Origin of the sequence: Halorussus aquaticus (assembly GCF_024218795.1) — an archaeon.
GTDB lineage: Archaea > Halobacteriota > Halobacteria > Halobacteriales > Haladaptataceae > Halorussus > Halorussus aquaticus.
This window is the reverse complement of the sequence record NZ_CP100400.1, coordinates 2,550,385-2,561,632: the sequence shown is the minus strand read 5'-3', so window position 1 is coordinate 2,561,632 and position 11,248 is coordinate 2,550,385. Positions and strand designations below refer to the sequence as shown.

11 protein-coding genes are annotated in these 11,248 nt (G+C 64.5%); 6 read left to right on the top strand and 5 right to left on the bottom strand.

Going from position 1 to position 11,248, the window contains the following annotated elements:
• Positions 1–48 precede the first annotated feature (48 nt).
• Entirely contained in the window at positions 49–267 is a 219-nt protein-coding gene (locus tag NGM06_RS13225) for a hypothetical protein (RefSeq protein ID WP_254267411.1), read from the bottom strand.
• A 168-nt stretch (positions 268–435) separates the two neighbouring features.
• Here NGM06_RS13225 and NGM06_RS13220 point away from each other — a divergent pair, with 168 nt between their 5' ends.
• Both NGM06_RS13220 and NGM06_RS13215 read left to right on the top strand, forming a co-directional pair.
• Positions 436–720 carry a DNA-directed RNA polymerase subunit L gene (locus tag NGM06_RS13220; protein WP_254267410.1) on the top strand — a complete coding sequence of 95 codons (285 nt, stop codon included), beginning with the start codon at positions 436–438 and terminating at the stop codon, positions 718–720.
• A gap of 284 nt (positions 721–1,004) precedes the next feature.
• Complete coding sequence (locus NGM06_RS13215) at positions 1,005–1,826, top strand: hypothetical protein (RefSeq protein ID WP_254267409.1); 822 nt, start codon at positions 1,005–1,007, stop codon at positions 1,824–1,826.
• A gap of 60 nt (positions 1,827–1,886) precedes the next feature.
• On the opposite strand, the gene hisF is transcribed toward NGM06_RS13215, so the two are convergent.
• Both hisF and NGM06_RS13205 read right to left on the bottom strand, forming a co-directional pair.
• Positions 1,887–2,702 carry an imidazole glycerol phosphate synthase subunit HisF gene (hisF, locus tag NGM06_RS13210; RefSeq protein ID WP_254267408.1) on the bottom strand — a complete coding sequence of 272 codons (816 nt, stop codon included), beginning with the start codon at positions 2,700–2,702 and terminating at the stop codon, positions 1,887–1,889.
• Positions 2,703–2,800: 98 nt separating this feature from the next.
• Positions 2,801–3,226 carry a hypothetical protein gene (locus tag NGM06_RS13205; protein ID WP_254267407.1) on the bottom strand — a complete coding sequence of 142 codons (426 nt, stop codon included), beginning with the start codon at positions 3,224–3,226 and terminating at the stop codon, positions 2,801–2,803.
• 173 nt (positions 3,227–3,399) lie between these two features.
• Between NGM06_RS13205 and NGM06_RS13200 the strand changes: the two genes are divergently transcribed.
• Complete coding sequence (locus NGM06_RS13200) at positions 3,400–3,726, top strand: EthD family reductase (protein WP_254267406.1); 327 nt, start codon at positions 3,400–3,402, stop codon at positions 3,724–3,726.
• Between the two features lie 324 nt (positions 3,727–4,050).
• Here NGM06_RS13200 and NGM06_RS13195 read toward each other — a convergent pair whose 3' ends face one another.
• On the bottom strand, positions 4,051–5,817 hold the full coding sequence (locus NGM06_RS13195) for a glycoside hydrolase family 13 protein (RefSeq protein WP_254267405.1): 1,767 nt from the start codon (positions 5,815–5,817) through the stop codon (positions 4,051–4,053).
• 72 nt (positions 5,818–5,889) lie between these two features.
• Between NGM06_RS13195 and NGM06_RS13190 the strand changes: the two genes are divergently transcribed.
• From NGM06_RS13190 to NGM06_RS13180, 3 genes are all read left to right on the top strand, one after another.
• Positions 5,890–6,129 carry a DUF7550 family protein gene (locus NGM06_RS13190; protein WP_254267404.1) on the top strand — a complete coding sequence of 80 codons (240 nt, stop codon included), beginning with the start codon at positions 5,890–5,892 and terminating at the stop codon, positions 6,127–6,129.
• 219 nt (positions 6,130–6,348) lie between these two features.
• Positions 6,349–7,737: a hemolysin family protein gene (locus NGM06_RS13185; protein ID WP_254267403.1), complete on the top strand. Its 1,389-nt coding sequence runs from the start codon at positions 6,349–6,351 to the stop codon at positions 7,735–7,737.
• 246 nt (positions 7,738–7,983) lie between these two features.
• The gene (locus NGM06_RS13180; protein WP_254267402.1) at positions 7,984–8,853 is read left to right on the top strand and encodes a universal stress protein; all 870 of its coding nucleotides are present in this window, start codon (positions 7,984–7,986) and stop codon (positions 8,851–8,853) included.
• A gap of 141 nt (positions 8,854–8,994) precedes the next feature.
• Here NGM06_RS13180 and purL read toward each other — a convergent pair whose 3' ends face one another.
• On the bottom strand, positions 8,995–11,202 hold the full coding sequence (gene purL / locus NGM06_RS13175; protein WP_254267401.1) for a phosphoribosylformylglycinamidine synthase subunit PurL: 2,208 nt from the start codon (positions 11,200–11,202) through the stop codon (positions 8,995–8,997).
• Between the last annotated feature and the right edge of the window lie 46 nt (positions 11,203–11,248).

Below are 11,248 nucleotides of genomic sequence, written 5' to 3'. Positions count from 1 at the left end.
GTATTCGGCCACCGACGTATAAATGGATGGCAGAAATCGGACCGTAGACTACGGGTCGGCGGTCGTCTCCTCCGCTCTTCCCCCTCGAACTGCCTGCTCGTACTGCTCCGGGTTGTCGAGGAGCCATTCGAGCGCCGAGTCGAAGTCGTACGCGTCGAGTCCGGCCACCACCGCATCCGGGTCGGTCACGTCCACTCCCATCTGGCCCAGCGTCTCGAACTCGCAGTACACCTGTCGCGGCATCTCCACCGGTTCGCCGTCCCCCATACCGCCACGGTCTCCGGCCACGCACTTATCGGTCCGTGATAGTCTCGGTGAGATGTCGAGGTCGTTCCAGTTTCGGGCGCGGCGCTCGGGATTCGACGTGCGGCCCCGGCGTCACGGCCGAATCCCGGTTCCGTAATGTTGAAACGCGCAAAGCCAAAAGAGACGGGTATGGAACTACGGGTCATCGAGAAGTCCGACGACGAACTCTCCATCGAAATCGCGGGCGAGGACCACACCTTCATGAACGTGCTGAAGGGCACCCTCCTCGAACAGGAGAACGTCGGTGCCGCGACGTACGACGTGAACCCCGAGCAGTCCGGCGGCCAGACCGAACCGATTCTGACCATCAAGACCGAGGGCGGGGCCGACCCCCTCGACACGCTGGAGGACGCCGCGGGCGACATCAAGGACAAGACCGCTTCGTTCCGCGACGCCTACGAGAGCGCGGTGTAACCGCCTCCGAAAACACCGCGCCGAGTCCCGCGTTCGACGCGGCAATCTCCGTCTTTCTCTCCCCGATATCCCGGGCCGCCGAGCGACGCGTCTCGCCGACTCCGGCGGAAACTCGGCTACCGCACCGTTCACCTTCGTTTAACGCCCATGAACGACCGTTTCGGACGCGAACGCGGAAGGCCGCGGCCCACTGCGAATAAGCCCGGACTAACGGGCGTAATCGGGCGCGGAACTCCCGAACGGTTGCGCCCGTTTATTGGGACCGTCGGTAAAGGTTCGCGCGCATGAGAACACGCGCAGTAGTCCTCGCGGCGCTCGTACTGTTCGCCGGTGTCCCCGCGGCGCTCGCGGCGTCCCCGAACGCACACACCGCGTCGGCACCCTCCGCCGACGCCGTCGCGGTCCAGACCGACGCGCAGAACGAGACCGAACTGACCTACGAGAACCTGACTATCGAGCGGTTGAACCTCACCAACGCCACCGTCCGGCAGGTCGTGCTGAACGAGACGGCGCTGAGCCAGAACGAGACGACGGACGCGGGAACGGAGACGGGTGAAACGACCGCGGCCCAAGCGAACGAGACGGAAGTCGCCGGGGCCGACTCCTTCGGCACCGCCACGGCGTCGAACCTCACCGTCGTCAACGGGACGCTCCACAACGTGACGCTGCTGAACGTCACGATTCGGAACCAGACCGTCGCCGACCAGTTGTTCGGCGGCGACGCGCCCCCCGAGGGCGAGAACGCGACCATCGAGAACGCCACGCTGTCCGAGATTAGCGTCGACTCGCTGGTGGTGAACGAGAGCAGCGTCGGCGACGTCGAGGTCAACAACGTGAGCGCGGCTATCTCCCCCGGCGGCACGGGTGAAGCCACTCGAATCGAGGGCCAACCCACGGTCGAAGTCGGGCGCATGCTGGTCGGGACCGCCGTCCTCGACAGCGTCGAAGCCGACAGTATCAGCGTCGAGAACGCCTCGGTCGGTATCGGCATCCTCGGCGGCGGCATCGGCGGCGAGGAGACCACGACGGCCGGTGGCGCGGGCGGCGAAACGACGAACGGAACCGACGGCAACGAAACGGGCGCGCTCCGGGCGCCCGACCTGTAGCGCGAGCAGTTCGTACGCACCGATTTTTGCGGGGCGAAAATCCACCGCGGAGTCGCTACTTCAGAGTCGAACCGGCACGTCTCGCTCGTCCAGATACTCCTTTATCTCCCGAATCGAGTAGTCGCCGTAGTGGAAGATGGAGGCCGCGAGTCCGGCGTCCGCACCGGCCTCGGTGAACACCTCGTACATGTCCTCGGGACCGCCGCACCCCGACGAGGCGATGACCGGGGTGTCCACCGCGTCGCAGACCGCCTTCGTCAGCGGGATGTCGTACCCCTCCTCGGTGCCGTCCATGTCGATGGAGTTGACGAACAGTTCGCCCGCGCCCCGTGACTCGGCTTCCTCGGCCCACTCCACCACGTCGAGGTCGGTCCCTTCGCGGCCGCCCTTGACGGTGCACTCGAACCAGCAGGACTCGCCGTCCACCTCGACGTAGTGTTCGCCGCGCTCGTCGAACCGGCGCTTGGCGTCCACCGAGATGACGATGCACTGGTTGCCGAAGGCCCTCGCGCCGTCTTCGATGAGTTCGGGGTTCGCTATCGCGCCGGAGTTGATGGACACCTTGTCGGCCCCGGCCCGGAGCGTCTCCTTGATGTCCTCGGTCGTCCTGATTCCCCCGCCGACGGTCAGCGGGATGAAAATCTCGTCGGCCACGTCCTCGACGACGCCGAGCATGGTGTCGCGCCCGTCGGCGCTCGCGGTGATATCGAGGAAGACGAACTCGTCGGCCCCCGACTCGTTGTACGCGCGGGCCATCTCCACCGGGTCGCCGGTGTATTCGAGGTTCTCGAAGTTGACGCCCGTGTAGACCGCGGGGTTCCCGTCCTCGTCCAAGTCCACGTCGATGCACGGGATGATGCGCTTGGTGAGAGTCATTAAATAGGATTTAGCTTGGACGGGTGATAAGCGGTTGGTTTAACGTTATGACTGCCCTCGTCGTCGGGGATAGTCCTCGGCAGATGAGCACAAGCTAGTCAGTATTTCGCCGCGGTAAGTCCTAATTCGCTAAGGCTAGTCTCCCAATGTTCCGGGTTCCAAACAGCACTACAGTTTTGACACTCGAACTTTCCGCTGTCTAATATTCTCACGTTAGAAACATCTGCCTCTGCGCTCATCACCGCGCTACTAATCTTTGCCAATCCCGATGAAGAGGAGGTCTCGTTCACTAGTGCATCGACGTACTCCCCAAATTCAGGGACTTTATCGCTAGACGTTACTACTGTGACGACGTTATTTGCCGCCAAAGCGGCGACTATTCCCGTCAAATACAGGGATGGTTTCGAGTAGGACTTGATTGCAGCGTAGTTCTCAAATGGGTCTGTTCCACACTTTGGACACTGTCCGAACCGTTCGTTGATTTTATTCCACGCCTTTTTCGTTCGCGGATCAAATGGACCCATTCTATGGTAGCTATCGTCCTCAAGATTTTAAACAAGTTGTCAAACAACCGGATTAGAATTCAGAAGTGTCTACTCCCCACTCTCGAACTTGAGGTTGATAACTGCAGGTCCTCTGTGCCTCCTTTTAGAGAACCCGAACTTTCACCACCGTAGCTCCCGAATCTCTGCCTACAATGTCCTGCAAGATGGTGATTCTCGCCAGTCGAAGCGACGACACCACGCACGACGAGTGCATCGAGTACATGCACGAGGAACACGCGCCGCTGGTGAACGACCTGCCCAACCTCCGGCGGTACACCTCCTCGGTCCCCACCGACCCCGAGAAGGCGGGCTACGACTACGTGGCCCAGCTCTGGTTCGACAGCCCCGAGGAGATGAACGAGGCCTTCGAGTCCGAGACCGGACAGGCGGTCCAGCAGGACGCGACGACGTTCCTCGACATGGACGCGACGAAGATGATTCCGGCCGTGAACGAGACGACCCACTACGAGGCGGAGTAACGTTTTCGGGTCTCGTTTCCCATCGGCCGTCTCGGATTCTCCTTCGCTCTGAGTCTGTTCTGCTGAATTTGGTGGCTCTCCGTTGGGGAAACGGAAGACCTTCACAGTTGGACTGAGGTAATCGAGGCGTCAGAGAAGCTAGCTTCAGGCTTGAGCAAATCATACCGCTACCGCCTCCGCACGGCGACGGCCTCACGCCTCCCCAACCTCCTCCCTCGCTCCCTCCAGTCGCTCGGTTGTCCCTCGCACGTCCGGGCGCGGCGCACGAGAGCGCCGACGCCAGCGCGCGCCGGGAATCACGGACAAAACCTTGCGAAACGTCTCTCAGTCCAGTTCGTACACCCGCGCCTCGTAGGGTCGCATCTCGAACGAGCGCGGTCCCTCGGCGTCTACCGCGTAGTTGTGCAGGACGCACTCCGCGTCCTCGTACTCGACGCTCTGGGGGAGCGAGAACGTCGGCGTCGCCTCCGAGAAGTTGAGGACCGCGAGCAGTCGGTCGTCGCCGAGCGTCCGGAGGTACGCGTAGACGTCCGGGTCGTCCGGCAGCAGCAGTTCGTAGTCGCCGTAGATGGCCACGGGCGTCGATTCCCGGAACCGAATCAGTTCGCGGTAATAGTTCCAAATCGAGTCCTCGCGCGCCGTCGCGTCGGCGACGTTCACGGCGTCGTAGTTCGGGTTCACCGGCATCCACGGCTCCCCGTCGGTGAATCCGGCGTGTTCGTCGCCGGACCACTGCATCGGCGTCCGGGCGTTGTCCCGGCCTCTGTGGCTCACCAGTTCGAGGATGTCCTCCATCGCCATCCCCTGTTCGCGCTTGCGCTCGACGAAGTTCTTGGCACTCACGTCTCGAATCTGTGACTCGCGCTCGAAGGGGAAGTTGGTCATGCCGATTTCGTCGCCCTGATAGACGTACGGCGTCCCGCGAAGGGTGAACAGCATGGTAGCGAGCATCTTGGCCGACTCGATGCGGTAGAGACCGTCGTCTCCGAACCGCGAGACCATCCGCGGCCAGTCGTGGTTGCCGAGGTAGACGCTGTTCCAGCCCTCGCCGTGGAGTCCCTCCTGCCACTTGGTCATCACCTGCTTGAACTCGACGAGCGGGAACTCCCCGACGGTCCACCGGTCGCCGCTCTCGCCGTAGTCGAGGCTGACGTGTTCGAAGTGGAATATCATGTCGAGACCGTCGCCGTCCGGGAGGAGATACCGCTGGGCCTCCTCGACCGTCGCGCCCGGCATCTCGCCGACGGTCATCACGTCCCGGCCCGCCAGCACCTCCTCGTACATCTCGGCGACGTAGTCGTGGGCGTTCGGACCGGTCATGAAGTGCTTCGCGCCGGTCCACCCCGAGTCGGGGTCGCCGTCCGGGAGGCCGTCGGCCTTCGAGATGAGGTCGATGACGTCCATCCGGAAGCCGTCGATGCCCTCGTCGAGCCACCACGTCATCATGTCGTAGATTCGCTCGCGGACCTCGGGGTTCTCCCAGTTCAGGTCGGGTTGCTTCTCGTCGAACAGGTGGAGGTAGTACTGCTCGGTGCGCTCGTCGTAGGTCCACGCCGATCCGCCGAACGCCGACTCCCAGTTGTTCGGCGGTTCGCCCTTTCCGCCCGGTCCGTCGCCCCGCCCGTCGCGCCAGATGTAGAAGTCCCGGAACTCGCTGTCCTTCGACTCGCGGGACCGCCGGAACCACTCGTGTTCGTCGGAGGTGTGGTTGACCACGAGGTCCATGATGAGTCGGATGTCGCGGTCGTGGAGACCCGCGAGGAGTCTGTCGAAGTCGTCCATCGTCCCGAACTCGTCCATGATGGCCCGGTAGTCGCGGATGTCGTAGCCGTTGTCGGCGTTGGGCGAGTCGTAGACCGGGTTGAGCCACACCACGTCCACCCCGAGCGCGTCGAGGTACTCCAGTTTGGCTTCGACGCCCGGAAGGTCGCCGACGCCGTCGCCGTCGGAGTCGAAGAAGCTCCGGGGGTAAATCTGGTAGACGACGGCCTCTCTCCACCACTCGCGATCCGCGTCGACGGCGTCCCACGCCGGTCGCCGCGCGGTCTCTCCGTTCGCGCCTCCCGACGATTGGCTGTCGTTCGCGTCCATCGGGACACTCCTTCGAGTTCAGTCGGCTTAGGTTTGGTTGCGCTTAAGTGGGAGGACCGGGAAGGTGCGCACATGACCGACCACGACGACGAACACGTGGACGCCGACGACAGCAAGAATCTGGACGTGGACCACGAGGACTACGCAGAGATGGACGACCACACCGACGACATTCACGGTCACGAGGCCCGAGACATGGACCGAGTCACGTCGCCGATGCAGGAGTTCTCGACGTCGCAGGTCGGCATCGGCTTCGCGGTCCTCGCAGTCGGCCTCGCCGTGGCGTTCGTTCTCCCGCTCGTCGCAGCGTGAATCGACTCTCGGTAGTCTCGGCCCCGAGACCGTTTATTATCGACCGCACATCGTGTCTCCACTGACTCCTATCGACGAGTACGCGAGTGGGTAACGCGAGTCATCTGTACAGGTCGTCCCGTCGGGGGAGTCGGAACGTGTTCCACACGGGTTGACGTTACGAAACCTTCGCCCGGTTACACAAAGGTTAATCCTCTGCTCCAGAAACATTCGGAGTTGATGGTATCACCTGTGCTCGCAGCGGCATCTCGGGCCAGTATCACGCTGTACACCGTTCCGGTCGTCGGTATCGAACTGGGACGGACGCAGATCACCGCAATCGGCATCTGCATGATTCTGGTGCTCCTCCTAGGGTCGGGGTTCTTCTCGTCGTCCGAGATTGCGCTGTTCTCCCTGCCGAACCACCAGATCGACGCGATGGTCGACAAGGGCCTGCCCGGTTCGGGGGCGGTCAAGTCCCTCAAAGAGGACCCCCACCGCTTGCTCGTGACGATTCTCGTGGGGAACAACATGGTCAACATCACGATGTCCTCGATTTCGACGACGCTCGTCGGCTTCTACTTCGACCCCGGTACGGCGGTACTCGTCTCGTCGCTCGGCATCACGTCGATGGTCCTGATATTCGGGGAGAGCGCACCCAAGTCCTACGCCGTCGAGAACACCGAACTGCACGCACGTCGCGTCGCCCGAGGGCTGAAGATCGTCGAGAAAGTGCTGTGGCCGCTCATCACCCTGTTCTACTACCTGACGTCGATCGTAAACAAGATTACCGGCGGCAGTTCGGCCATCGAGTCGACGTACGTCACCCGCGACGAGATTCGAAACATGATCAAGACGGGCGAACGCGAGGGCGTTCTCGACGAGGAGGAGCGTCAGATACTCCAGCGCACCCTGCGGTTCACCGAGGCCACCGCCAAGGAGGTGATGACCCCACGCCTCGACATGGCGGCCATCTCCAAGGACGCGACCGTCGAGGAGGCCATCCGGGAATGTATGGCGGCGGGGCACGGCCGTCTGCCGGTCTACGCCGGTTCGCTCGACAACGTGGTCGGCGTCTTCGACATCCGTGACCTCGAGCAGTCCGACTACGACGACTTCGCCGCCCTCGAGGTCGAGGACGTGGTCAACCCGACGCTTCACGTCCCCGAGTCCAAGAACGTCGACGACCTCCTCACGGAGATGCGCGAGAACCGGATGCACATGGTCATCGTCATCGACGAGTTCGGCGCAACCGAGGGCCTCATCACGATGGAGGACCTGCTCGAGGAGATCGTCGGCGAGATACTGGTTGCCGACGAGGAACACCCGATCGAGTTCGTCGACGACACGGAAGTGGTGGTCCGCGGCGACGTCAACATCGACGAGGTCAACGAGGCGCTGGACATCGACTTGCCGGAGGGCGAGGAGTTCGAGACCATCGCTGGGTTCCTCTTCAACCGAGCGGGTCGCCTCGTCGAACAGGGCGAGGAGTTCGAATACGAGAACGTGACGTTACGGGCCGAAGAGGTCGAGAACACCCGCATCCAGAAGGCGCGAGTGACCGTCGACCGCGACGTTCCCGACCCGGTCGAAGAGGGGTCGCCGATCGGCGAGGAAGACTCCGATTGATCGGAGCGGTTCGGCGGCCGAGGCTCCGAACGGGCGACGCCGCTCCGCCAGAACACCGCACCGACGAATCACCGACCAGTGGAGACGTACTCCGTCCATCTCCGTCTCGCTCCGGTCTCCGGGACCTGACGAAGTTTACCACACGCCGAGCAATCGTCGGTTAGACCGCCTGTAGCGGGACGCCACGAAATCGAGGTGTGAACAAAACCATAAGGAGTCGGCAGCCGTACCCCTCCTCATCGAGTCATGTACGACAGCATCCTCCTCCCGTTCGACGGTAGCGAGGGCGCAGCCGAGGTGCTCCATCACGCCGGCGAGATCGCCCACTGGGCCGACGCGACGATCAACGTGCTCTACGTCGCCGACTCGACGCGCGACAGCGTCACCGTCGTCGAGGGCCAGACTGTCGATGCCCTGAAACAGGAGGGCGAGGACATCGTCGAGGAGGCCGCGAAAACGCTGGACACGCTCGGGGTTCCGTACGAGACCGACATCGTTCAGGGCAATCCGGCACCGACTATCGTCGACTACGCAGAGCGGTACGACCAAGATCTGGTCGTGATGCCGACCCACGGCCGCGAGGGCATCTCGCGGTACCTCATCGGAAGCGTCTCCGAGAAGGTCGTCCGCCTCTCCTCGGTTCCCGTCCTCACCGTCCGCATGCAGCCAGACGAGACGCTCGCGTTCCCCTACGACAACATCCTCGTCCCGACGGACGGGAGTGACGCCGCGACGTACGCTGCCGAGCACGTCGTCGAGTTCGCGGCGTCGCTCGACGCGACCGTGCACGTCCTCTCCGTCGTCGACGACACCGCACTCGGAGTTGACGTCCGGTCCGCGGGTTCCGGCAAGGATAGTGAAGCGGCCGCGACCGACGCTGTCGAGACCGTCGTCTCGGCGGCCGAGACGCACGGGGTCACGAACACTGTCAGCCACGTCGAACACGGAACGCCCGCCGAGGTTATCCTCGACAGTATCGAAGCGAACGACATCCACGCCGTCGGAATGGGGACGACGGGGCGACGCGGCACGGATCGTATCCTGCTCGGCAGCGTCACCGAGAAGACCGTGCGCTCGGCGCCGGTCCCCGTCATGACTGTCGCGGAACCGGAGTAGCTCCCGTCCGAAGCACCGGTTACCGACGACTATCTCGACGGCCCGCCCCGCCGGTCGATGTCGGGCTATACGACTTACTTCGAAGATAATCCGCAGCAGACCGCCGCGGAGTTCGCCGGAGACTATGGACCGACTGTCTCGTCAGTCGAGTTCGCGCGCCAACACGTCCCGGAGGGCGGCGATTTCCGCGGCGTCGTAGGTTAGCTCCTCGCCGTCGTCTCGCGGCGATGCCGCTCGACTGTCCGCGGAACTACGTTCCGCGCTGCCGACGGTCAGGTCGAGCGCGCCCGAGTCGTCCGCAGTGCCCAGTTCCGCCACCGGCGCGACGCCCGCGAAGGCCTCGCGGACCGCCTCCGGGTCGGTCGTCTCCACGACGGCGCGGCCCGGCGTCTCGGCGAAGAGCGCTTCGATGTCCTCGACTTCGACCGTCGCGCCCGCGTCCGCGGAGACCATCTCGGCCAGCGCGACCGCGAGGCCGCCGTGGCTCACGTCGTGGACCGCGAGCGTATCGGGCGCGTCGGCGACTTCTGCGAGCGTCTCCACGACCTCGCGGGGGTTCTCGGGGAGCGTCGGGAAGCGGTCGCTCCCGCCCATCTGAGCGAGGTACTCCGACCCACCGAGTCGCGTCCCGCCGGAGTCACCGACGACGAGTAGCGTGCCCTCCCCCGAGAGGGCGGCGGGCGGCGCACCGTAGGACTTCGTCCGACGAGCCTCCGAGCCTTGCTCGGAGACGTCGTACCCCTCCTTCGTCCCGGTCATCGCCAGCGTCGGCGTCGGCGGAATCGGTCCGGAGGGCGAGTCGTTGTACAGCGAGACGTTTCCGCCGACGACCGGTGCGTCGAGCGCCGCGCACATGTCGGCGAGACCGTCCACGATTCCCTCGAACCCGCCGTACACGTCGGGCTTCTCGGGGTTGCCGCCGTTGAGACAGTCCACCGCAGCGAGGGGCGTCGCGCCCTTCGCGGCGAGATTCGTCGCGTTCTCCAGTGCGACCGCGCGAGCGCCGTCGTAGGGCGCGGCCGCGGTCCAGTTGGGGTCCGCGCCAGAGGAGACGGCGAGTCCCGTCTCGGCCTCTCGGAGCGCGAGCACCGCCGCGTCGTCGCCCGGCCCGGTCGCGGTCCTGACCTGTACCTCGTGGTCGTACTGGCGGTAGACCCACCGCTTGCTCGCGGTGTTCGGGTCGCCGACGACGGCCTCGAACGCCTCGCCGAGGTCGGCGTCCGGCAGGTCGCGCTCGGGTCGGGGCGGCGCTTCGGATTCGAGGTCGTTCATCGGCGCGCCGTCGCCGAGGAACTCGGCGTTCACGTCCACGACAGTCTCGCCCTCGAACGTGCAGACGTAGTTGCCCTCGGTGACCTCGCCGATGACCGAACAGCCGAGGTCGTACTTCTCGGCGACCTGTTCGACCGCGTAGACGTTCTCCGGCCTGACCTCGTAACACATCCGCTCTTGAGACTCGGCGAGCAGGATTTCCAGCGCGTTCATGTTCGGTTCGCGCTGGTGGACCGCCTCCAGTCGAATCTCCGCGCCGAGACCGCCCTTGGCGACCATCTCGCTGGACGCGCCGCCGAGTCCGGCCGCGCCGAGGTCCCGCGCCGCCTCGACCAAATCGAGGTCCAGCAGGGCCTCGCTGGCCTCGACGAGCAACTTCTCGGTGTAGGGGTCGCCGACCTGCACCGCGGGGCGGTCCTCGGTCTCGGCGTCCTCCGAGAGGTCCTCGCTGGCGAAACTCGCGCCGCCGAGACCGTCCCGACCGGTCGCGTTGCCGACCAGCAGCAGTTTGTTGCCGGGTTCCTTCGCGTCGGCCGTGACGAGTCGGTCCGGCGAGAGCAGTCCCACGCAGGCCACGTTGACCAGCGGGTTGCCCTCGTAGTCGGCGTGGAACGCCGTGCTTCCGGCGACCGTGGGGACGCCGATGGAGTTGCCGTAGTCCGAGATGCCCTCCACGACGCCCTCCAGCAGGTAGCGGGAGTGTTCGCGGTCGAAGTCGCCGAAGTACAGCGAGTCCGCGAGCGCGATGGGGTAGGCACCCATCGAGAGCGTGTCCCGGACGATGCCGCCGACGCCGGTGGCCGCGCCGTCGTAGGGGTCCACGAACGAGGGGTGGTTGTGGCTCTCGATGCCCATCGTGATGTACACGTCGTCCGCGACTTCCACGACTGCGGCGTCGTCGCCCGGCCCGACGACGACCTGTTCGCCTTCGCTATCGAACGCCGACAGCAGCGGTCGGGAGGACCGGTACGCGCAGTGTTCGCTCCAGAGGTTCTCGAACAGCACTGCCTCCGCCGCGGTCGGCTCCCGACCGAGTTCGGTGACGACGAGTTCGCGGTCTGGCTCGGAGAGACTCATTCACCTGTCTGTACAGACACGGCGAATTAATGCCTTTCTATGTGCA